This is a genomic window from Pseudomonas sp. FBF18 (assembly GCF_024261405.1).
Taxonomy (GTDB): domain Bacteria; phylum Pseudomonadota; class Gammaproteobacteria; order Pseudomonadales; family Pseudomonadaceae; genus Aquipseudomonas; species Aquipseudomonas palmensis.
This window is the reverse complement of record NZ_QKRS01000002.1, coordinates 235665-257737: the sequence shown is the minus strand read 5'-3', so window position 1 is coordinate 257737 and position 22073 is coordinate 235665. Positions and strand designations below refer to the sequence as shown.

Genomic DNA, 22073 nt, shown 5'->3' with positions numbered 1-22073 from the left:
CCTCCTTGGGCGTTTGAAAACTCTCAGGCAGATTCGGTAGCGGGTGTTTCGTCGACCTGGCCAGCGGCCTGGCGACTCCACAACCGGTGGTACTGGCCGCGCTGGCGCAGCAGCTGTGCATGGCTGCCGTCCTCGATCAAGCGGCCCTTGTCGAACACCAGGATGCGGTCCAGGTGCGCCACCGTGGACAAACGGTGCGCGACCACCAGCACGGTCTTGCCGTGCATGATTTCGTCGAGTTTTTCCTGGATGAAACGCTCGGTGAGCGAGTCCAGGCTGGAGGTGGCTTCGTCCATCACCAGAATCGGGGCGTTCTTGAGCAGCACCCGGGCAATCGCGATGCGCTGGCGCTGGCCACCCGACAACTTGACCCCGCGCTCGCCCACCAGCGAGTCGTAGCCGTGTTCCATGCTGTCGATGAAGTCGTCGGCGCCGGCGCGGCGGCTGGCATGCACCACGTCCTCGAAGCTGGCCTCCAGGCGCCCGTAGTGGATGTTCTCGCCGATGCTGCGGTGGAACAGGCCAGGTTCCTGGGGGATCAGGCCGATCTGCTGGTGCAGCGAATGCTGGGTCACTTCGCGCACATCGCGTCCGTCCACCAGCACCTGGCCGCTGTTGACGTCGTACAGGCGCAGCAGCAGGTTGAGCAGGCTCGACTTTCCCGAGCCCGAGGTGCCCACCAGGCCCACGGTCTGCCCCGCCGGGATCACCAGGTTCAGGTGCTGGAAGATCGGCTTGTCGGGCGCATAGCCGAAGCTCACGTCGCGAAACTCGATGTCGCCGCGCACTGGCGGCAGCGCCCGTGCGCCGGGAAGGTCCACCACCTCGTGGGGCCGCACCAGGGTGCGCACGCCGTTGGCGATGTTGCCGGTGGCCTCGAAGAACTCCAGAAAGCGCCGCGACAGGTTGCTCACGTCATTGATGATCAGCAGCGACAGGCTGGTGGCCATGACGAAGGTGGCGATGTCGATGCGCCCCACGTACCACTGCTGCAGCGCAAGCCCCAGCATGCCCAGCTTGAGGGCCACGCCGCCGGCCGACTGGAACCAGCGGATCTTCTCCATGTACCAGAACGAGCGGTAGGCCGCGTCCACCTCGCGGTCAAGGTAGTGCCCCAGGTAGCCGTGCTCGAACGGCTGGCGGGCGAACAGGCGGATGTTGGTGAGGTTGCTCACCGCGTCCACCACCTTGCCGTTGCTGGTGCTGCGCGCCGCCGAATACTGCTGCGCCAGCGGGTGGCTGCGCCGCGCCAGAACATAGCAAACGCCAATGAACAGCAGCGACCAGCCGAGCATGAACGCGGCCAGCAGGCCCGAAGCGCTCCACAGCAAGGCGGTGGCCAGGCTCAGGGTCAGCGCCAGGCCGAGCATGTCGAACAGCAGGATGCCCAGGGTCTGGTTGACCCCCAGCGCCACCTCGGCGATGCGGTGCGCCAGCGCCCCGGCGAACTCGCTGCTGACAAAGCGCTGGGAATGGCGTTGCAGGTAGGCGAACAAGGCAAGGGTCACGGTGCGCCGCTGCAGCGGCAGCACCTTGATGTGGCAGGCGGCGGCGCTGCGGGCGCTCAGCAGTTCCAGCACCAGCAGCGTGCCGAACAGGCTCAGGGGCGCCACCAGCCCCGGCAGCGCGGCGTGCACCGAGGCGGCCTCGGTCACCTGCCGGGTGATCAGGCCCAGCGCCCAGGGGATCAGCACCGCGCTGACCACGGCGATGCACTGCAACAGCAGGATGCTTGAGTACCAGACCTTGTAATTGCCGATGCACAGGCGCACGAAGGCCAGCGGCGTGTCCGGCAGGTGGTCGATCTTCCAGTGGTGCAGCCGTCGTCGCGGCGTGTGGCGGGTCGAGAAATGCAGGCTCATGGTTCAGATCGCCAACTTGAGGAATTCGAACGAGGTACGACGGCCGCTTTCCAGGTGCGGAATGGCCTCCAGCAAGGCCAGGGTGTAGGGATGCTGCGGGTGGTCGAACACGTCGCGTACCGCCCCGCTCTCCACCGCCACGCCGTCCTTCATCACCAGCACCTCGTCGCTGACCTGGTTGATCACCCCCAGGTCGTGGGAGATGAACAGGCACGCCAGGCCCAGGCGCTGCTTGAGGTCGTCGAGCAGTTCGAGGATCTGCGCCTGCACCGACACGTCCAGCGCCGACACCGGCTCGTCGCACACCAGAATCTGCGGCCCGGCGGCCAGCGCGCGGGCAATCGCGATGCGCTGGCGCTGCCCGCCCGACAGCTCGATGGGGCGCCGGTCGAGCAGCGCCGCGTCCAGGCGTACCAGGCCCAGCAGTTCCTCGGCCCGCCTGCGCCAGTCGGCGCGCTTGTGCCCGGCCACCTCCAGCGCCTCGAACAGCACGCGCTGCACGTTGTAGCGTGGGTCGAAGGAGCTCAGCGGGTCCTGGAACACCACCTGGATGCTGCGCCGCAACTGACGCTTGTGCGCCTCGGAAAGCTTCAGCCAGGGCTGGCCCTTGATCTGGATATCGCCGCTGTCGGGGGGTTCCAGGCCCAGGATCATGCGCGTCAGGGTGGTCTTGCCCGAGCCCGACTCGCCGACGATGCCCAGGGTCTTGCCGCGGCGCAGTTGCAGCGACACCTGGTTGACCACGGTGCGCATCTGCCCGTCCGGGCCCTTGAACGCCTTGCTCAGCTGGCGCACCTGCAACAGCGGTGGCTCCTGGGTCGGCGCCACGATGGCCAACGGCGTTCGTGCTGCCCCCGGCGTGCGCCGAAAGTGCACCGCCCGGCCGGCACGCAGCAGAAACTGCGTGTAGGGGTGCTGCGGGTCGTGCAGCACCGCCTCGACGCTGCCCTGCTCGACGATCACGCCGTTGTGCATCACCGCCACGCGGTTGGCCAGGCGCGACACCACCGCCAGGTCGTGGCTCACGATCAGCATCGCGGTGTTCTCGCCGCGCAGCGATTCGAGCAGGCTCAGCACCTGCGCCTGTACCGTGGCGTCCAGCGCGGTGGTCGGCTCGTCGGCAATCAACAGGCGCGGGTTGCAGGCGATGGCCGAGGCGATCAGCGCCCGCTGGCGCAGCCCGCCCGACAGTTGATACGGGTACTGGCGGGCGCGCAGTTCCGGCTGCGGCACGCCGACGGCGCGCAGCAGCTCGATCACCCTGGCCTGGCGCTGCGCGCGGTCGAGCCCGGTATGCAGCTGCAGCGGCTCGGCGATCTCCTTGCCCACCGGGCGCAAGGGGTCCAGCGCGCCCAGGGCATCCTGCATCACGAAGCCGATCTGCGCGCCGCGCACCTGGCGCCAGGTGCGCTCGTCGAACTCGCGCAGGTCGTGCCCGGCAAAGTCCAGGCGGCTGGCCTGCACCTGGGCATGGGCGCCGGTCAGCCCGGCCAGCGTGCGTGAGGTGACACTCTTGCCCGACCCCGACTCGCCCACCAGCGCCAGGCACTCGCCCTGGTGCAACTGGAAGCTGATGCCCTTGAGGGTGGGCACGGCCTGGGCGCCAAAGCGCACGTGCAGGTCCTGTACATCGATAAGCGGTGCGCGACTCATGGGCGTTTACCTTCGCTGCGGCGCAGCAGTTCGCGGCCGATCGTACTGATCGAGACCACGGTCAATGTGATTGCCAGGGCGGGCCAGGCCACCAGCCACCAGGCGTTGGCCAGGTAGTTGCGGCCCACGGCGAGCATGCCGCCCCACTCCGGCTCCGGCGGCGGCGCGCCAAAGCCCAGAAAGCTCAGGGCCGCGCCCGAGACGATGTTGCCGCCGATGCCGATGGTGGCCAGGATCAGGATCGGCTTGATCGCATTGGGCAGTACATGGCGCAGGATCACCGCGTGCCAGCCCAGGCCCAGGGTGGTGGCGGCCTCGACGTAGCCGGCACCGCGCACCACCAGGGCCTGTGCGCGCACCAGGCGTGCATAGCGCGGCACGCTGGCGATGCCCACGGCAATGATGGTGTTCAACTGGCCCTGGCCGAAGAAGGTGATGATCACCAGGGCCAGCAGCAGGTCGGGGAATGCCAGCAGCACATCCACCCCGCGCATCACCGCACCGTCCAGCCAGCGCGGGCCGAGCCCCGCCGCCAGGCCGAACAGGGTGCCCAGCAGCAGGCCGATGGCGGTGGCCGACAGGCCCAGCACCAGCGACGGGCGCACCGCGTACACCAGCCGGGTGAGGATGTCGCGGCCGTTTTCGTCGGTACCCAGCCAGTACAGGCTGTCGGGGGCACGAAACGCCTGGCGCGCACTGGCCTCCAGCGGGTCGCCCGCCACCAGCCAGTGCGGCTGGATGGCCGCAATCACCAGCAGCAGCACGAACAGCCCGGCCAGCACCAGGCCCGGGCGGATGGCCCAGCGCCGCACCTTGCGCCGCCGGGCCACGAACAGCGGCTCGGCGGCAATCAGGCCGACGCTCGCGCTTTGATTGATGGGCGCCATGGGCACCTCCACAGGCTAGGGGTTGCGGCTCAGGGCGCCGGGTTCGGGGTGTGCGCGTGGATCTGCTCGATGCGCGCCAGGGTCTCGCTGCTCAGTTGCAGCTCAAGCGCGCCGATGTTCTCGCGCAGTTGCGCCAGGCTCGTCTGCCCGGTCAGGGCGCTGCTGACGAATGGCTTGCCGATCACCGCAGCCAGGGCCAGTTGCGCGGGGCTCACGTCCAGCTCGCGGGCCAGTGCCACGTAGGCGGCAATGGCCTGCTGCGCCGACGCGCTGTCGTAGCGGTTGAAGGTGCGGTACACCGACGACAGGCGCGAACCTTCAGGCCGTGCACCGCCCAGGTACTTGCCGGTGAGCGCGCCGAAGGCCAGCGGCGAATAGGCCAGCAGGCCTACCCCTTCGCGGTGGCTGAATTCCGACAGGCCGCCTTCGTACAGGCGGTTGAGCAGGCTGTAGGGGTTCTGGATGCTGACGATGCGCGGCAGCCCCAGCACCTCGGCCTGGCGCAGGAACTGCCCTACCCCCCATGGGGTTTCGTTGGACACGCCGATATGGCGGACCTTGCCCGCCTGCACCTGCTCGGCCAGCACCTGCAGGGTTTCGCCGATGGCAATGGCCTGCGGGTCGTCGACATACGGGTACTCGCGCTGGCCGAAGAAGTTGGTGCTGCGGTCGGGCCAGTGCAACTGGTACAGGTCCAGGTGGTCGGTCTGCAGGCGCTTGAGGCTGCCGTCCAGCGCGGCGACGATGTTGGCGCGGTCGTGGCGGCTGAGGCCATCGCGGATATGCGTGCCGCTGCCGGGGTTGCGCGTGGGGCCGACGATCTTGCTGGCCAGCACGATATCGCTGCGCCGGCCGGTCCGGGCCAGCCAGGTGCCGATGAAGCGCTCGGTGCTGCCCCAGGTGTCGGCATGGGTCGGGGTCGGGTACATCTCGGCGGTGTCGACCAGGTTGACACCGTGGTCCAGCGCCAGGTCCAGCTGCTGGTGGGCGTCCTGCTCGCTGTTCTGGTGGCCCCAGGTCATGGTGCCCAGGCCGATGACGCTGACCTTGATGTCGCTGTTGCCCAGTGTGCGGTAGTTCATGGGGTGTGCCTCGCTAATCGGTTCAGACGGCTTCTGCCGCACGTTGGTACTGGCTGGCCGGGTACGGCAGGCCCAGGTGGTCGCGCAGGGTGCTGCCGGTGTATTCACGGCGGAACACCCCGCGCTGCTGCAGCAGCGGCACCACCTGGTCGACGAACACCTCGACCCCCGAGGGGAACATGTCGGGCATGATGTTGAAGCCATCGGCGGCGCCGGCGCGGAACCAGTGCTCCAGGGTGTCGGCGACCTGTTCCGGGGTGCCCACCAGCAGGCGGTGGCCCACCAGGATGCGCCGCGACAGTTCGCGGATGGTCAGGTTCTCGCGCCGTGCCAGGTTCAACTGGGCTTCGAGAAAACCGTGGGAGCCGCGCTCGAATTCGCTGACCGGGCCAATACGCTCCCACGGCAGCGGCGCGTCCAGGTCCAGCTCGTCGGGGGGCAGGCCGATGCGAAACGCCAGTTGCTGCACCAGCCCCGCCTCGCCGCTGTAGGCGTTCAGTTCATCGAAGCGCGCACGGGCTTCGGCCTCGGTGCTGGCGATCACGGTGGACAGCCCCGGCATGATCTTCAGGTGGTCGGGGTTGCGGCCCCACTGGCGTGCGCGCTGTTTCATCTCCTGATAGAACGCCTGGCCGTCGGGCAAGGTGGTCTGGGTGGTGAAGATCGCGTCGGCATAGCGCGAGCCCAGGGCCTTGCCGCCCTCGGACGAGCCGGCCTGTACCAGCACCGGCCGGCCTTGCGGCGAGCGCGGCAGGTTGAGCGGCCCCTTGACCGAAAAATGCTCGCCCACGAAATCGATGCTGTGCACCTTGTGCGGGTCGGCGAACTGGCCGCTGGCGGCGTTGCCGATGATCGCGTCGTCCTCCCAGCTGTCCCACAGCTTGAGGGTCACGTCGATGAACTCGTCGGCCCGCGCATAGCGGTCCACATGGCGCGGCGCACCGGCCAGGCCGAAGTTCTGCGCGGCGGCGTCGCCGGCGTTGGTCACCACGTTCCAGGCCGCCCGGCCGCCACTGATGTGGTCCAGCGAGCTGAAGCGCCGCGCCAGGTTGAACGGGTCGTTGTAGCTGCTGGACGCGGTGGCGATCACCCCGATGTGCCGGGTGGCCAGGGCCACGGCCGTCAGCAGCACGGTCGGTTCCAGGCGCCCGGCCGGGTGCTGGGCGATGTCGCCCGCCAGCGCCGGGCCGTCGGCGAGGAAGATCGCGTCCAGGCACCCCCGCTCGGAAATGCGCGCGATGTTGCGGTAGTACTCGACGTCGAGGTAGGCGTTGGCCGGTACTTCGGCCTTGCGCCAGGCGCTGGCATGCGCGCCGAAGCCGAGGATGTTCATGCCGATGCTCATCTGTCTTGCGGTCTGGCTCATGGCTGCTGCTCCTGAATGAAGGCGGTTACACCGCGCTGGCTTCGTCGCGCACGGTGGTGCCGTCCTGGGCATGCAGCGCACGCCAGGCAGCACCGGGGCTGACGCCGTTGAGGTAGTAGTTGCCCAGCGCGCGCTCGCGGTAGATCGCCGGGTTGTGCGAGGCCAGGGTGCGCGCATTGCGCCAGTGCCGGTCCAGGCGCCGGGCCTGGCTGGTGGCCGACGCGCCGCCCACCTCGAACAGCAGGGTGGTGACTTCCAGCACCTGCTCCAGCACGATCTGCTGGGCCTGGAAGGTGCGGATATCGGCCTCGACGTAGTCGGCTTCCTGGGCGCTGTCGTTCAGCTCGGCCTGGTGTACCCGCTCGAGTACCTCGGCGGCAGCCAGCACCAGGGTTTCGCTGGCATAGGCCAGGCTCGACAGGCGTCCGATCACCCGCTGCACCAGCGGGTCGTCCTTGGGGCTGGACTGGCCCGGCACGCCGAAGGCGCGGGTGCGGCCCTGGACGAAGGCGGTGGCATCGCGCAGCGCGGCGCGGGCGATGCCGGCCAGGGTGGCGAGGTGGAACAGCTGATAGAACGCCGATATGTACGACTCGGCGCGCAGCTCGCCGGGCTTGAAGCGGCGCAGCACATGCTGCTCGGGCACCGCCACCTGCTCGAAGCGTGTGGTGCCGCTGCCGCTCAGGCGCTGGCCGAAACCGTCCCAGTCGTCTTCACGGGTCACGCCGGGGGCGTCCACTGCCACCACCACGCTGACGAAATCCTTGTCGTGCATGGCCACGGCCGCCACCCAGTCGGCGTAGATAGTGCCGGTGCAGTAGTACTTCTCGCCGTTCAGGCGCCAGCCCTCCTCGGCGGCCTCCAGGCTGACCGAGTTGGTGCTGCTGTCGCTGCGCTCGGCCATTGCCGCGCCCCACAGCTCCCCGGCCACCACCTTGGCGAACCAGTAGTCCTGGGACGCCGGCTCGCGGGCCGACAGCCGCCCTTCGACGAAGCCGAAGTGCGCGCGCACGATCTGCGGCAGGTTGGAGTCGGCCTCGGCCAGGTCGATCAGCAGGCCAAACAGCACCGGCAGGCTGATGCCGGCACCCCCATGCGCCTGGGGCACGCGCAGCGCCGTGAAGCCGGCATCGCGCAGCAACGCCACGGCCTCGAAGGCCAGTTCGCGCTGCTGCTCTCGCGCCACCGCGCCCTCGCCGATCTGTGCGAACAGCGGCTTGAAGCGCGCCTGCAGCGCAGTGTAGGAATTGGATTGGGTCATGACAGGTCCTTGCTTGGGGGTGGCATCACACGGCCTTGGCACGCGGGTCCACCCAGTGATTGATCAGGTCGACGAGAAAGTTCACGACCACGTAGATCGCCGCCGCCAGCAGGGTGATGCCCAGCAGCAGCGGCACGTCCTTGGATGTTGCGGCGTCGAGCATCAGCCGGCCGATGCCCTGGCGCGAGAACAGCAGCTCGATCACCACCGCACCGCCGAGCAGGCTGGCGAACACGAAGCCGGACAGGGTCACCAGCGACACCAGTGCATGGCGCAGCGCGTGTTTGAGGCGCACGCCGGTTTCGGACATGCCGCGGGCGCGCGCCATGGCGATGAAGGGTTGTTCGAGAATGTCTTCCAGTTCCTGGCGCAGTACCTGGCTGAGCACCGCCGCCACCGGCAAGGCCAGCGCCACGCTCGGCAGTATCAGCGCCTGCCAGCCGCTGGAGCCGGACGGCGGCAGCAGGTGCCAGCCGAACGCGAACACCAGCAGCAGGCCCAGGCCGATCACGAACGAGGGCGCCGACGACAGCACCAGCTCCGTGCCCGACACCAGCGAGCGCAGCCATGGCGCGCGATTGGCGGTGAGCACCGCGACCAGCACGGCCAGCAGCACCGCCAGTACCGCCGCGGCCAGCGACAGTTGCACGGTGGCGCCCAGTTGCCCGGCGATGATCTGCCCCACCGGAATGCGCAGGCGGTACGACTCGCCCAGGTCGCCCTGGGCCAGGCGCCCCAGGTAATGGCCGTACTGCACGATCAACGGCTGGTCCAGGCCGTATTCGGCGCGCACCTGGGCGATCAGCTCGGCACTGGGCATCGCCTCCGGCCCGCCGAGGATGGCCAGTGCCGGGTCGCCGGCGCTCAGGTTCAAGGCCAGGAAGGTCAGGGTCGCCGCGCCCCAGAGCACGCCGATGCCGGCCAGCAGCCGACGGAGTATCAGGCGCAGGGTGTTCATCGGGCCTCCTGGTCGAGCCATATGCTGGTGAAGAACGGGGTGTTGTGCGAGGTATCGAAGATCACGCCCTTGACCGCCTTGCGGTAGGCCACCAGTACATGGCTCTCGTACACCGGTACGGCCGGCACGGTTTCCACCAGGCGTTGCTGCGCGGTGCGGTACAGCGCGGCCAGCTCCACCGGGTCGGTGGAACGGCGCGCCGCCGACAGCGCCGCATCGAGGGCGTCATCGCGAAAGCGCCCGGCGTTCTGGCCGATGAGCTTGGGCGTGCTGATCGCATTGCTGTGGTAGAGGATGTACAGCCCGTCGGGGGTGTTGGTGTGCCAGTAGCCGCCGGCGATTGCCTGAAAGTTGCTGGCATAGCGACGCTCGGTGACCTGGGCCAGGGGCAGCAGATCGATGGCCAGCTCGAAACCGACCTTCTTGAGGTCGGCCTGAATGGCCACTGCCACGCTACCGGGGAAGGCGCCGGTCTCGTACATCAGCAGGCGCGCCGACAGGCGCTGGCCGTCCTTGACCCGGTAGCCCCTGGCGTCACGTTCGCTCCAGCCGGCCTGGTCGAGAATGCGGTTGGCCTCGGCCACGTCATAAGCCAGCACATCCTTGAACGCGGGGTCGTAGTAGCGGGTGTTGGCGGCCAGGAAATCGCCCTTGGGCTGGTACTCGCCAAAGCCGGTGATCCAGGCCAGGCCGTCGCGATCGATGGCCTTGGCCACGGCGCGGCGCACCTGCACGTCCTGGAACGGGAACTGCTCGACGTTGAAGGTCAGGCTGCGAAACGGGTTGGCCTTGCGGATGCGGCTGCTCATCTGCAGGTCGGGGTTGCTGCGAATGGCCCTGGCGTTCTGCGCCGGCGCGTCCACGGTGAAGTCCGACTGGCCGGACTCGAGCGCGCTGAAGCGGATCATCGGCTCGGGCACGATGCTCAGTTCCAGGCGGTCCAGGTAGGCCTCGCCGTTGTGCCGGGTCACCGGGGGCGCCCAGTTGTAGCCCTTGCGTTTGACAAAGGTGGCGCCCTGGTCGCGGGTGTAGCTTTCCAGCACGAAGGGCCCCGAACCGATGGCATGCTCGGCGATGGACTTGGGCGCCTCGAGGATCTGGCGCGGCGAGATCATGCTCAGCCAGGACTGCGCCAGAACGTCCAGGAACGGCGAATAGGGTTCGCGCAGGTGCGCCTCGAAGGTGTACTCGTCGACGATGCGCCCGTTCACGTAGGGCGCGATGTACGCGGCGGCCAGCGGCGACTTGGTGGCCGGGTCGCGCATGTGCTCCAGGTTGATCTGCACGGCGCGGGCGTTGAATTTCTCGCCGTCGCTGAAGGTCACGTCATCGCGCAGGTGGAAGGTGTAGGTCTTGCCGTCCGGCGAGATGTCCCACGACTTGGCCAGCCACGGCGAGATGTTGCCCTGCTCGTCCTGGTACAGCAGGCAGTCGAACAGGATGCGCCCCAGCCACTGCACGTTGCCGTGGGAAATCGAATGCACGTCCAGGGTGGTGGTGTCGGACGCCGTGGAAATGCGTAGCGTGCCGCCCGGCTTGCCTGGCGCGGCTTCGCGGTAGTCCTCGGCGGCGTAGCTCAGGCTGCCGTCGCGCAGCACGCCGTCGGCGCTCGATACGCTGTTGCGCGGCGCTTCGCTGGCCGGCTTGCAGGCGCCCAGCGCCACCACGCTGGCGAGTACGGCCAGGCGTGCGAGCCTTGTGATCAGGGTCATGTGCTTCCTCCGCCAGCACCGCGTGCAGGTGCACGTCGGTGCTGGCCGCGCTGGCTTAGAAGTTGTAGGTCACGCCGGTGAAGGCGCCGAAGCCGTCGCCCGGGTACAGCGACGCGACGTCCCTGCCCTGGGAGTTGTAGGTCGGCAGCACGGCGGTCACGTAGTCCTGGTCGGTGATGTTCTTCAGGTCCAGGTACACCTGCCAGGTCTTGCCCGGGTCGTCGTAACCCAGGCGCGCGCCCCACAGCGTGTAGGACGGCGCGTAGAAGCTGTTGGCGTAGTCCACCGAAGTCTTGGAGGCGGTGCGCACGTTGACCCCGGCGTAGAAACCGCTGGCCCACTGGTACTGCAGCTCGCCCTGATACACGTGCTTGGGCAGGCCCGGCAGTTCGTTCTTCTTGAACAGCGGGTCGTTCTCGTAGTGGAAGTCGTTGAGGGTGTAGGCCTGGCGCCAGGTCAGGCTGTCACCGTTGGCGCCTTCCCACAGGCGGGTGCTCAGGCCGGCCTCGATGCCCTGGTGGATGGTGGGCGTGGCATTGGAGGTGGACACCACCGCAGCAGAGGTGGCAGTGGCCGGCAGCACTTCGACGTTGAGCAGCTCGTTCTTGACCCAGGATTTGTAGAACGCCAGGCTGCCGTCGAAGATCCCCGACTTGCCCTTGATGCCGAACTCCACGGTGTTGGCCGCTTGCGGCACCAGTGGCTTGGCGTAGTTGCTGGTGACCCCGGAGCCGGAGCTGGACCAGGAGCTTGGCGGGTCGATAGTGCGGCTGGCGTTGGCGAACAGCTGCACGTCCGGGGCGATGTAGTAGCGCAGGCCGATACGCGGGGCCAGCTTCCACTCGTCGTACTTGTAGTGGCTGGGCAGGCCGCTGGTGTTGGGGCGGTCGCTGTAGGTGACGTTGATGTCACGCTTGATCTCGATCGCCGACACGCCGGTGGCCAGGTACAGGTTGTCGGTCAGGCCCAGGTCGTTGCCCAGGGTGAACACATGGTCGAACGAGCCGTCGTACTCGACCTGCTTCTGCAGAATGCCCAGGTCCTTGTCGCCCTTGTAGGTGCGTGCGCCGGAACGGATGTGCTGGGTGCTGCTCCAGCCCGCGGTGGTGGTGCTGGGCAGGCCGAACAGCTGGTCGGTGCGGCTGTACTTGAGCGAGTAGTTGATGTCGCGCCAGTCCCAGTAGTTGGGGTTGACGGTGCTCTTGCGGCTGAGGATCTGCGGGTAGTTGTGGTACACCAGCCCGGCTTCGAGGGTGGCATCGTCATCGAAGGTGTAGGTGGTCTTGCTGCCGACCCAGGTCGAGCCGCGCTTGGTGGAGTCGCCACGGGTGGCGTAGGTGGCGGCGTTGGTCTGTTTGGAGTTCTTTTTGAGCTGCGCCAGGGTCAGGGTACCCGAGTTCTCGTGGTATTCCTCGCGGTAGCGGATGTACAGACGGGTTTCGAGCTTGGGGTTGAAGCGGTAGCCGAAGTTGCTGACCACCCCCTTGGCCTTGGTGAAGGTGAAGTCCTGGTAGCCGTCGCGGCGAGCGTTGTCGACACTGACGTAGTAGTCGGCATTGCCGGCCACGCCGCCGGTGCTCAGGGTCTGCTTCTGCCAGCCGAAACTGCCGCCTTCGAGCTTGATGCGGTTGCCTGGTGCGGTCAGCCCGGAGTTGGTCACGAAGTTGATCGCGCCCCCCAGTGAAAGTGCGCCGTATTCGAAGGCGTTGGCACCGCGCAGTACTTCGGTGTAGTTCAGGCCCTGGGTATCCAGAAGTTCATAGGGCGTGCCACCGGCGCCGGTCAGTGCAAGGCCGTCGAAGAGAAACTTGGTGCCTTCGCGGAAATAGCCGGGCGAGGTATTGGCGCCGGAGCCGCGAATGGAAATCTTGATGGCATCGTTGCCACCGGCAGCTTGGGCGTAGACGCCGGGCTGGTACGCCAGGGTGTCTTCCAGGGTGGCCGAGCGGCCCTTTTCGACTTCAGCCTGGGTGACCAGGCTGGTACCGCCGGCGACCTCGTCGAGTTTGCTCTGCGCCGCCTGCACAGGGCTCTGTTTGGCGGCCTGCACGGTGACCGTACCCAGGCGCTTGTCGCCGCTGGTGTCGGTGTCGGCGGCCGAGGCCAACGGGATGAAGGTTAATAGTGCGCTGCTTACAGCGAACAGGGATGAATGTCGCAATACTGCCGAAGTTGCCCAATGCACGCGTTTCAAGGTCTTGCTCCCCACCTGATTAAAATTAGGCGAGTTTCTATTGGTATAGTCAATCTCACAGGGACTATTGCAGCGAGCGTGCCAACTGGCGAAGTGCCTTGTTTAAAGGGGTTTAGTTATAAAGCGGCAAGTAATCGAGTGTTGTATTCGAGGGCTAGTGTCGGGTGGGTGTTGCCAGGCGAACAGTTGCCAGTTGCTGATCTATGTATATAACCGGCAAGGCCGGCGCCTACAGGTTGGCCGCTGTCTGTAGGCGCCGGCCTTGCCGGCGAAGCAGTAGTGGGCTTGTTACAGACCCTGGTGCAAGGCCCACAGCCGAGCGATGTCCCGCGCCCTGTCGCGTAGCAAAGGCGCCGCCTGCTCGCACGCCTGCTGCAGGCTCATCGGCCCGCTGGTCAACGCAAATGCCGCATCGATGCCATGCTCATACAGCGCCTGGTAGCCCTCGCCCAGGGTGCCGGCAATCACCACCACCGGCACGCCGTGACGCCTGGCTATGCGCGCCACACCGAACGGGGTCTTGCCGCGCAGGGTCTGCGCATCGAAGCGCCCCTCCCCGGTGATCACCAGGTCGGCACCGCGTACCGCCGCCTCCAGCCCGGCCAGCTCGGCCACCACTTCGACCCCAGCACGAAACTGCGCGCCCATGAAGGCCTTGGCCGCAAAGCCCATGCCGCCCGCTGCGCCACAGCCCGGAAACGCCCGAACGTCTTCCTCCAGCAGGCCGGCGCAATGGTCGGCAAAGTGCCCCAGTGCATGGTCGAGCAAGGCGACCTGGGCGGGGCTCGCCCCCTTTTGCGGGCCGAAGATCGCAGAGGCACCATTGGCCCCGCACAGTGGGTTGTCGACGTCTGCGGCCACTTCCACCTGCACGTCGAGCAGGCGCGGGTCCAGCCCGCTGCTGTCCAGCCGGGCCAGGTGCGCCAGGGCCAGGCCGCCCGGTGCCAGTTCAGCGCCCTGGGCATCGAACAGCCGCAGCCCCAGCGCTCGCAGCATGCCACTGCCGGCATCGTTGGTGGCACTGCCGCCGATGGCCAGGATGATGCGCTGTGCCCCGGCATCCAGCGCCGCGCCGATCAGCTGCCCGGTGCCATAGGTGCTGCTGCGGCATGCATCGCGCTGGGCGAGGCCGAGCAGTTGCAGGCCGCTGGCCTGGGCCATTTCGATGATGGCGGTGTGGCTGTCGGCCAGCCAGCCCCAGTGGGCCAGTACCGGTGTGCCAAGCGGGCCCTGCACCTGCAGGCTGCGCTGTTCGCCGCTGCAGGTCGCCACCAGGGCCTGCAGGGTGCCCTCGCCGCCATCGGCCATCGGGCAACTGACCAGCTCGGCCTGTGGCAAGGCATCGGCCAGCCCCCGGGCGATGGCAGCGGCCACGTCTTCGGCGCTCAGGCTGTCCTTGAACGAGTCGGGGGCGATGACGATTTTCATGCGGTGTGCTCCTTATCCAGATGAGCTGCATGCTGACAGTTGCGCCGGCGGCGGGCGTCGGTCGGATGCACAGGCGGGCGCAGGGTTATTTGTTCAGTTGGACAATGCACCGACCAAGCGGCCGCACAGGCAATCAACTGTTCACGGGCAACAACTGCAACCCCAGGTACAGGCTCAGCATCCCTTCCAGCCGCATCGGGTCCACCCCGCTCAACTCGGCCACCCGTTCCAGTCGGTAACGCAAGCTGTTGCGGTGAATGCCCAGCGCCTCGGCGCACGCCTGGCTCTGCCCGTCGTGGGCGCACCAGGCCCGCAGGGTGGCCAGCAACTGCCCGTTGCTGTCTTTGGCACGCAGCCGTTGCAGCGGTTGCAGCAGTTCGTCCAGCGCATCGTCGTTGCGATGACGCCACAACAGCGCCGGCAGCCGATAGCGCGCCAGGGTCAGCAGGCGCTGGCGGGGCAGTACCTCGCGCCCGTAGGCAAGCAGGTCGCGCACCCGACGATAACCGCGGCGCAGGTTGTCCAGCCCTTCGGCCGGGCCAGCCACTGCCAGGCGCTGCACGGTCCAGCCCTGGGCCTGCATCTTGTCCAGCAGGCGCTGTTCGTCCAGCGCCACCGTCGCCGGGCGGCACCACAGCAACGACTGACGTGCCGGGCTCACGCACCAGCTGTCGGGGTAGCGCAGCATCAGCCAGGCCGCCAGCGGCTCGGCGGCCGGGCCCTCCTCCAGCTCGAACAGGCACGGGATACGCGTGAGCTGGGGTTTGAGACCCAGTTGCCGAGCCTCGTCCACCAGCCGGGTGGCGTCGCCGTTGCCGCCCAGCAGCAAGGCCAGCAGGTCGTCGCAGCGCTGCTTGCGCCACTGCTGCTGCACTTGCAGGTGCCGTTGGGCCAGCAGCATCTCGGCGGTCATGCGCACCAGTTCGGCGTAGGTGCGCACCTGCTGCGGGTCGCCGGTGATGCCGAGCACGCTGATCAGGCGCCCGTCCAGCAGCAGCGGCAGGTTCACACCCGGCTGCACACCCTTGAGGCACCTGGCGGCCTCTTCGTCGAGCTCGACGATGCGCGCGTTGGCCAGCACCAGTTGCGCGCCTTCGTGGCGGGTGTTGATACGCTGCGCCTCGCCACTGCCCAGGATCAGCCCCTGGCTGTCCATGACATTGACGTTGTAGGGCAGAATGGCCATCGCACGGTCGACGATATCCTGTGCCAGGTCGTGGTCGAGCTCGAACATGGGCGGATCCTTGTGGTCGCAATGGTTGGTCGAGGGCACAGCGGTGCAGCGCAAAGGCTGTGCAAAAGCACAAAGACAGCGTCCTCTGGCTCAAACAGACTCGTCATGACAACTGCCTCGACGCAGTTGCGGCGATAAACATAAAAACAGAGAGAGAATCATGTCATACCGCCCTGCCCCTGACCAAGGCCACGACATCGACCGCAACGCGCTGTACCGGCGCATCACCCTGCGGCTGATCCCGTTCATCTTCATCTGCTACCTGTTCAACTACCTGGACCGCGTCAACGTCGGCTTCGCCAAGTTGCAGATGCTCGACGCGCTGAAGTTCAGCGAAACCATCTACGGCCTGGGTGCCGGCATCTTCTTCATCGGCTACGTGCTGTGCGGCCTGCCCAGCAACCTGGCGCTCAACCGCTTTGGGCCACGGCGCTGGATCGCGCTGATGATGATCGCCTGGGGCACGCTGTCGACCTGCCTGCTGTTCGTCACCACCCCCATGGAGTTCTACGTGCTGCGCCTGTTCACCGGCGCCGCCGAAGCGGGGTTCTTCCCGGGTATCGTGCTGTACCTCTCGCGTTGGTTCCCGGCGCAGCGGCGCGGGCGCATCATGGCGCTGTTTATGTCGGCGATCCCGGTGTCGGGGCTGCTGGGCGGGCCGTTCTCGGGGTGGATTCTCAACCACTTCGCCGCCGGCCAGGGCGGCCTGGCCGGCTGGCAATGGATGTTCCTGATCCAGGGCGTGCCTACCGTGGTGCTCGGCTGTCTGGCGATCGTGCTGCTCAGCGACGGCTACGCCAAGGCCGGCTGGCTGACCCCGGCGCAGCGCCAGGCGGTTGAGGCCGACCTGGATGCGGATGCGGCGGCCAAGCCGAAAACCGCCAGCGACAGCCTGCTGTCGGTGCTGGCCAACCCGTTGATCTGGACCTTCGGCTTCATCTACTTCTGCATCCAGAGCGGCGTGTATGCGATCAACTTCTGGCTGCCATCGATCATCAAGAACATGGGTTTCGACGATGCCCTGCTAATCGGCTGGCTGAGCGCCATCCCGTACCTGCTGGCCGGGCTGTTCATGCTGCTGGTGGGGCGTTCGGCAGACCTGCGCAACGAGCGGCGCTGGCACCTTGTGGTGCCGATGCTGATGGGCGCGGTGGGGCTGCTGATGGCGGTCAACTTCGCCCACAGCCCGGTGATCGCGATTCTGGGCCTGAGCATCGCGACCATGGGCGCGCTCACCGGCCTGCCGATGTTCTGGCCGATGCCCACTGCCCTGCTCACCGCGGGCACTGCGGTGGCGGGCCTGGCGATCATCAACTCGGTGGGCCAGATGGCCGGGTTCCTCAGCCCGTACCTGGTGGGCTGGATCAAGGACCAGACCGGCTCGACCGACGTGGCGTTGTATTCGCTGGCGGGGTTGATCGTGGTGGGCAGCCTGGTGGCGCTGCGGGTGTCGCGCTCGAGCTGACGACCGCTTCGCCGGCAAGGCCGGCTCCTACGGGCCTGAGGGCCGTTCACACGATTGTGCGGGAGCCGGCCTTGCCGACGAAGCTTTCAACCCTGTAAAACAGCTCGACCCCCTCCCGCAAAAGGATGCTCGAGCATGATCTACCGTCCCCTGGGCCGCAGTGGCCTGCAGGTTTCCGCCCTCACCCTGGGCAGCATGATGTTCGGCGAGCAGACCAGCACCGAAGACTCGCTGCGTATCATCGACAAGGCCTGGGACCAGGGCATCAATTTCATCGATACCGCCGACGTGTACAACGCCGGCCGCTCCGAAGAAATCGTCGGCGAAGCCATCGCCCGCCACCGTCACGACTGGGTGCTGGCCTCCAAGGTCGGCTTCGGCCCGGTCGACGGCCTGCCCAACCGCAGCGGCCTGAGCCGCAAGCATATCTTCAATGCCATCGACACCAGCCTCACGCGCCTGGGCACCGATTACCTGGACATCTACTACCTGCACCGCGAAGACCACGCCACCCCGCTGGAGGTCAGCGTGGCAGCCATCGGCGACCTGCTGCGCCAGGGCAAGATCCGTCACTGGGGCGTGTCGAACTTTCGCGGCTGGCGCATCGCCGAGGTGTGCAACCTGGCCGAACGCCTGGGTATCCCCAAGCCTGTGATCAGCCAGCCGCTGTACAACATCGTCAACCGCCAGGCCGAAACCGAGCAGTTCACCGCTGCAGCCTTTCACGGCCTGGGCGTGGTGCCCTACAGCCCGCTGGCGCGTGGGGTGCTCAGCGGCAAGTACGCCCCCGACGCCACCCCGGACGCCAACAGCCGCGCCGGGCGCCAGGACAAGCGCATCCTCGAGACCGAATGGCGCAGCGAGTCACTGGCCATCGCGCAGAAGATCCACGCCTATACCCAGGCCAAGGGCGTGGGCATGGTCGAGTTCGCCATTGCCTGGGTGCTCAACAACCAGCACGTCAGCTCCGCCATCGTCGGCCCGCGCACCGAAGCGCAGTGGGACACCTATGGCGGTGCCCTGCAGGTGAAGATCACCGCCGAAGACGAAGCCTTCATCGATTCGCTGGTTACCCCCGGGCATGCCTCCACCCACGGCTACAACGACGCGGCACACTTCGTCAGCGGGCGCCAGCCACGCTGAGTTCGCAACCGATCAGGTGGCTGATGGCGGCCTTGAGCTTCATCGGCCGCACCGGTTTGTGCAGCAGGCTGTGGCCCAGGTCGCGTACCTGCTGCTTGAGCTCCACGCTGTAGTTGGCAGTGATCATCAGGGCCGGCAACGGCGTGTGCCGCTGCGTATTGATCGACCCGACCGCCTCCAGGCCATTGCGGTCGTTGTCCAGGTGATAGTCGACGATCAGCAGGTCGGCCCACTCGCTGTCCAGTGCCACCTGGCGGGCCAGGTCCTGCTCGCTCAGGGCGGTGACCACCGAGCAGCCCCACTGCTCCAGCAGGCTGCGCATGCCCGCGCAGATCGCCGCATCGTTGTCCACCACCCAGATACGTGCGCCGTCCAGGCGTTCGGTCAGCGGCTCGACCTGTGACGGTTGCGGCTCGCGCCGGGGCGCACGCTTGCTGCGCGGCACCTCGATGGAGAACACCGAGCCTTTGCCCGGCGTGGAGCGCAGGTGCACGCGGTGGCCGAGAATGCCGGCGATCTTGTCGACGATGGCCAGGCCCAGGCCCAGGCCGCGATCCTGGTCGGGACGCTGCAGGTCGCCGCGCTTGAACTCCTGGAACACCTCGGCGCACTTGTCGGGGGCGATGCCGATGCCGGTGTCCCATACCTCGATGAACACCCGCTGCCCACGTCGCCGGCACCCGAGCATCAGGCGCCCCTGCGGGGTGTAGCGGATGGCATTGCTGAGCAGGTTGCGCAGGATGCGTGCCAGCAGCTGGATGTCGCTGCGCACCCGCAGGCTGCTGCGCACGTAGCTCATGCGCAAGCCTTCGCTGGCGGCGGCATGGGCGTACTCGGCGGCCAGGTTGTCGAGCAGGTCGCTGACGGCGAAGGTCGCGACATCGGCCTTGATCACCCCGGCATCGAGCTTGGAGATGTCGACCAGGGTGCCCAGCAGGCTTTCGACGTCATCCAGCGAATTGCTGACGTTGCGCACCAGCGCCGGGCTTGCACAGTTCTGCTCCTGCAGCGCGCTGGTGAACAGGCGCGCGGCGTTGAGCGGTTGCAGCAGGTCGTGGCTGACCGCGGCAAGGAACTTGGTCTTGGACAGGTTGGCCTGGTCGGCCTCCTGCTTGGCTTCGCGCAGGCGCGCTTCGGCGCGGCGCCGCTCTTCGATTTCGCGCAGCAGTTGCTGGTTGAGCTGGGTGAGTTCGGCGGTGCGCTCGCGCACCCGCAACTCCAGGTTCTGGTAGGCCTGGTGCAGGGCTTCGGCGGTACGCCGGCGTTCGGTGATGTCGCGGATCAGCACGAAGATCCCCACCACTTCGCCGCTGGCCAGCTGGTTGGGCACATAGGAGCGCAGCATGTAGCGTTCCTGGCCGTGGGCGTTGGTTTCGGCGAACTCGAACGTCACGCTCTCGCCCGACAGTGCCCGCTCCACGTAACTCTCCAGGCGCTGGTAATGCTCGGCGCTGTGCACCTCGCGCAGGCTCTGGCCGAGCATTACCCCGCGCGGCCAGCAGTACCACTGCTCGTACACCTTGTTGGTGAACTCGTAGACCAGGTCGGCGTTGAGGTAGGCGATCAGCGCCGGCACGTGGTCGGTGATCAGGCGGATCCAGCGCTCGCTCTCGCTCAGCGCCTCGGCATGCTGATAGCGCTCGGTGATGTCGGTGAAGGTGTTGACGAAACCGCCGGCCGGCAGCGGATGGGTACGGATTTCGAGCATGCGCCCGTCGAACAGGCGCTGCTCCAGTTCATGGATGCTGCGCCCGTTGGCATCGGTGCTGGCCGGGGTGAGCAAGGCCAGCTCGCTGTCGGCGATCACCTCGGCAAAGTCGCGATGGGCGGCAATCGGGGCCAGCCCGCTGAGTTCCAGAAAGCGCCGGTTCCACAACTCCAGCACGCCGTCGGCATTGACCATGGCCACGCCCTGGGACAGGTTGTCGACCGCACGCTGCAGCAGGTGCGACTTCTGCGCCACGGCCTGTTCGCGGCGCTGGGTTTCGCTGAGCTTGATCTGGGTGATGTCGGTGAACAGCATCACGCAGCCGCCGCCCTGGGTCGGCCGCTCGCTGACCTGCAGCCAGCGCCCGCCCTGCAGGCGGTACACCATGTGCTCGGCGCTGGGGCCGCGTTGCTCTTCGCAGAACAGCCCGGTGCTCTGCATCAACCGCTTGATCTCGGCCAGACGCATGCCGCCGATGATGCGGATGCGGCTGTTGGCCCAGAACGCCTTGAAGCGCTGGTTGAACAGCACGATGCGCTGCTGCGGGTCGAACAGCACGAAGGCGTCGGAAATGCTTTCGATGGCGTCCACCAGGTACTGGTGCGCGGTTTCGGCGCGCAGCCGCGCATCGCTGAGCAGGTGGTTGCTGGCCTTGAGTTCGGCCATGGCCTGGTTCAGCGCATCGGTGCGCTCGCGCACCTGCTCGGCCAGCACCACCGAGTGCTGGAACGCCGCATACGAGTCGTCCGGGCGCGCGGCACCCGATTCCTGGCGTTCGATCAGGGCGGCGTTGATACGGCTGAGCTTGCGGTTTTCATGCTGCAAGCGGGCGATCAGCGCGGCCTGGTCAATGTCCACGGCGTGCACGGGGCTGGCCAATGGCGACGCCGGTGAACGTCTGGTTGATGTGCATGCCATTGAACTGTTCTCCATAGGAGTTGAACCCCACCACAGGCTGCTGCTGCAAAAAGGCGCCGACGGCTTCGAACTCTGCGCTGCCTTCCAGCTCCAGGCGGCGCAGGAAGCAGTCGCAGCCGATGGTCAGCAGCAACGGCCCGAGGCGTTCGCGCAAGCCGTCGAACAACGCGCTCAGGTTGGGCAGCAGGGGCCCGGGGCGCATGGCGGTGAGCACGATGCCGTTCTCCACCGCGCAGTAGAAACTCAGGCTGCCGTCGTCGTGCACCTGCTGGATGGCCCGCACGTAGTAGCGCTCGTTGATGCGCACCGCCAGCGGGTGGGCGGCGAAGGTGCGGTGGTCGAGCTGTTCGGGGGGCACGCCGATCAGCGCGGCGTATTCCTGCGCGGCGGGTTCGGCATTGAGCTCGTAGACCCGGCGCAGGGTACTGTCGGCGCGGGTGACCACGAGCTTTTCCTGACGCGGCTGGATGTGGTGGGTGGTGAACACCTCGAAATCCAGGCAGGTATTGACCAGCAGCACCACGGCAGCGCTGCTGTGGAAGGCGCCGTCGAAGTACACATGGGTGTGGTGCAGGTAGTTGTCGTCGCCGGCCGAGCCGCCGAAATGCGGGATGTCGCCCAGGGCGGCACTGAGGGCGGCAAGCACGGTTTCCTCACGGCTGGACAGCCCGTCGAGCAGGGTCAGGGCGAAGCTGTGGCCCTTGATCGGGGCCAGGGTGTTGCTGCGACAGTCGCCGACCAGGCGCTCGACCATCTGCTGCGCGTCGATCAGGCTGAAGTACTGCATGGGGGCGATGAGTTCGGCGGCAATCGAGAACATCCGGTAATCGAAGCCCAGCGCGGTGATGCAGCCGCGGCCGTAGCCTTCGGGGGTGATTTCGCCGGCGCTGGTGCAGCCTGCCAGGCGGATGCCGCCCAGGCTCTGTTGCAGCGAGTGGGCCAGGGCTGGCAGGTCGTATTCGGCGGAGCAGAAGAACAGCACGAAGCCCAGGTGCGGGTGCAGCAGCTGACGGGCCAGGTCCTGTGCGGCCTCTTCGGCGACACTGGCGCGCGAGACGGCACTGACAATGCCCTCGGCGGGGGGGTGGTGCATGACGGCCTCCGGCGGGGGCTTTAACGGATGGGCCCAGTGTACGAAGGGGCTGGAGGGGGTCGAATGCTACTTGGGTAGTGGGTGGGGGTGGCATTGGTTGTAGGTTTGC

At 67.2% G+C, this 22073-nt stretch carries 15 protein-coding genes; 2 read left to right on the top strand and 13 right to left on the bottom strand.

Annotated elements, in window-relative coordinates; all coding sequences use genetic code 11:
• Positions 1-23: 23 nt before the first annotated feature.
• The 11 genes from DN387_RS05010 to DN387_RS04960 form a co-directional block, all read right to left on the bottom strand.
• Entirely contained in the window at positions 24-1862 is a 1839-nt protein-coding gene (locus DN387_RS05010; RefSeq protein ID WP_054914519.1) for an ABC transporter ATP-binding protein, read from the bottom strand.
• A gap of 3 nt (positions 1863-1865) precedes the next feature.
• A complete protein-coding gene (locus tag DN387_RS05005; RefSeq protein WP_054914520.1) occupies positions 1866-3515 on the bottom strand; it encodes an ABC transporter ATP-binding protein in 1650 nt (549 codons plus the stop codon).
• Positions 3512-4402, bottom strand: a complete 891-nt coding sequence (locus DN387_RS05000) for an ABC transporter permease (protein WP_254506015.1) — start codon at positions 4400-4402, stop codon at positions 3512-3514. The genes DN387_RS05005 and DN387_RS05000 overlap by 4 nt, the downstream gene beginning before the upstream one ends.
• 29 nt (positions 4403-4431) lie before the next feature.
• Complete coding sequence (locus DN387_RS04995; protein ID WP_054914521.1) at positions 4432-5484, bottom strand: NADP(H)-dependent aldo-keto reductase; 1053 nt, start codon at positions 5482-5484, stop codon at positions 4432-4434.
• 22 nt (positions 5485-5506) lie between these two features.
• On the bottom strand, positions 5507-6850 hold the full coding sequence (locus DN387_RS04990; RefSeq protein ID WP_054914522.1) for an LLM class flavin-dependent oxidoreductase: 1344 nt from the start codon (positions 6848-6850) through the stop codon (positions 5507-5509).
• Positions 6851-6875: 25 nt separating this feature from the next.
• Positions 6876-8111 carry an acyl-CoA dehydrogenase family protein gene (locus DN387_RS04985; protein ID WP_054914523.1) on the bottom strand — a complete coding sequence of 412 codons (1236 nt, stop codon included), beginning with the start codon at positions 8109-8111 and terminating at the stop codon, positions 6876-6878.
• 25 nt (positions 8112-8136) lie between these two features.
• Positions 8137-9069: an ABC transporter permease gene (locus tag DN387_RS04980; protein WP_054914524.1), complete on the bottom strand. Its 933-nt coding sequence runs from the start codon at positions 9067-9069 to the stop codon at positions 8137-8139.
• Positions 9066-10781 carry an ABC transporter substrate-binding protein gene (locus DN387_RS04975; protein WP_054914525.1) on the bottom strand — a complete coding sequence of 572 codons (1716 nt, stop codon included), beginning with the start codon at positions 10779-10781 and terminating at the stop codon, positions 9066-9068. The genes DN387_RS04980 and DN387_RS04975 overlap by 4 nt, the downstream gene beginning before the upstream one ends.
• A gap of 55 nt (positions 10782-10836) precedes the next feature.
• A complete protein-coding gene (locus DN387_RS04970; protein ID WP_229590261.1) occupies positions 10837-12966 on the bottom strand; it encodes a TonB-dependent receptor in 2130 nt (709 codons plus the stop codon).
• A gap of 297 nt (positions 12967-13263) precedes the next feature.
• A complete protein-coding gene (locus tag DN387_RS04965) occupies positions 13264-14403 on the bottom strand; it encodes a glycerate kinase (RefSeq protein WP_054914526.1) in 1140 nt (379 codons plus the stop codon).
• A gap of 133 nt (positions 14404-14536) precedes the next feature.
• A complete protein-coding gene (locus DN387_RS04960; protein WP_254506013.1) occupies positions 14537-15637 on the bottom strand; it encodes a sugar diacid recognition domain-containing protein in 1101 nt (366 codons plus the stop codon).
• 160 nt (positions 15638-15797) lie between these two features.
• Between DN387_RS04960 and DN387_RS04955 the strand changes: the two genes are divergently transcribed.
• Together DN387_RS04955 and DN387_RS04950 are read left to right on the top strand one after the other, a co-directional pair.
• Positions 15798-17102, top strand: a complete 1305-nt coding sequence (locus DN387_RS04955; RefSeq protein WP_054914527.1) for an MFS transporter — start codon at positions 15798-15800, stop codon at positions 17100-17102.
• A 135-nt stretch (positions 17103-17237) separates the two neighbouring features.
• Entirely contained in the window at positions 17238-18245 is a 1008-nt protein-coding gene (locus DN387_RS04950) for an aldo/keto reductase (RefSeq protein ID WP_043862758.1), read from the top strand.
• Here DN387_RS04950 and nahK read toward each other — a convergent pair.
• Both nahK and nosP read right to left on the bottom strand, forming a co-directional pair.
• Entirely contained in the window at positions 18223-20871 is a 2649-nt protein-coding gene (gene nahK / locus DN387_RS04945) for a hybrid sensor histidine kinase/response regulator NahK/ErcS' (RefSeq protein ID WP_078481000.1), read from the bottom strand. The genes DN387_RS04950 and nahK overlap by 23 nt on opposite strands.
• Entirely contained in the window at positions 20801-21964 is a 1164-nt protein-coding gene (gene nosP / locus DN387_RS04940) for a nitric oxide-sensing protein NosP (protein ID WP_054914528.1), read from the bottom strand. Before nosP ends, nahK begins: the two co-directional genes overlap by 71 nt.
• Positions 21965-22073 lie beyond the last annotated feature (109 nt).

Excerpts from the sequence above, each read along its gene's own strand:
- DN387_RS05005 (WP_054914520.1), bottom strand. The coding sequence starts at position 3,515 with ATGAGTCGCGCACCGCTTATCGATGTACAGGACCTGCACGTGCGCTTT.
- DN387_RS04985 (WP_054914523.1), bottom strand. The coding sequence starts at position 8,111 with ATGACCCAATCCAATTCCTACACTGCGCTGCAGGCGCGCTTCAAGCCG.
- DN387_RS04990 (WP_054914522.1), bottom strand. The coding sequence starts at position 6,850 with ATGAGCCAGACCGCAAGACAGATGAGCATCGGCATGAACATCCTCGGC.
- DN387_RS04980 (WP_054914524.1), bottom strand. The coding sequence starts at position 9,069 with ATGAACACCCTGCGCCTGATACTCCGTCGGCTGCTGGCCGGCATCGGC.
- DN387_RS04995 (WP_054914521.1), bottom strand. The coding sequence starts at position 5,484 with ATGAACTACCGCACACTGGGCAACAGCGACATCAAGGTCAGCGTCATC.
- DN387_RS04965 (WP_054914526.1), bottom strand. The coding sequence starts at position 14,403 with ATGAAAATCGTCATCGCCCCCGACTCGTTCAAGGACAGCCTGAGCGCC.
- DN387_RS04955 (WP_054914527.1), top strand. The coding sequence starts at position 15,798 with ATGTCATACCGCCCTGCCCCTGACCAAGGCCACGACATCGACCGCAAC.
- DN387_RS05010 (WP_054914519.1), bottom strand. The coding sequence starts at position 1,862 with ATGAGCCTGCATTTCTCGACCCGCCACACGCCGCGACGACGGCTGCAC.
- DN387_RS04950 (WP_043862758.1), top strand. The coding sequence starts at position 17,238 with ATGATCTACCGTCCCCTGGGCCGCAGTGGCCTGCAGGTTTCCGCCCTC.
- nahK (WP_078481000.1), bottom strand. The coding sequence starts at position 20,871 with ATGGCATGCACATCAACCAGACGTTCACCGGCGTCGCCATTGGCCAGC.
- DN387_RS04975 (WP_054914525.1), bottom strand. The coding sequence starts at position 10,781 with ATGACCCTGATCACAAGGCTCGCACGCCTGGCCGTACTCGCCAGCGTG.
- nosP (WP_054914528.1), bottom strand. The coding sequence starts at position 21,964 with ATGCACCACCCCCCCGCCGAGGGCATTGTCAGTGCCGTCTCGCGCGCC.
- DN387_RS04960 (WP_254506013.1), bottom strand. The coding sequence starts at position 15,637 with ATGTTCGAGCTCGACCACGACCTGGCACAGGATATCGTCGACCGTGCG.
- DN387_RS05000 (WP_254506015.1), bottom strand. The coding sequence starts at position 4,402 with ATGGCGCCCATCAATCAAAGCGCGAGCGTCGGCCTGATTGCCGCCGAG.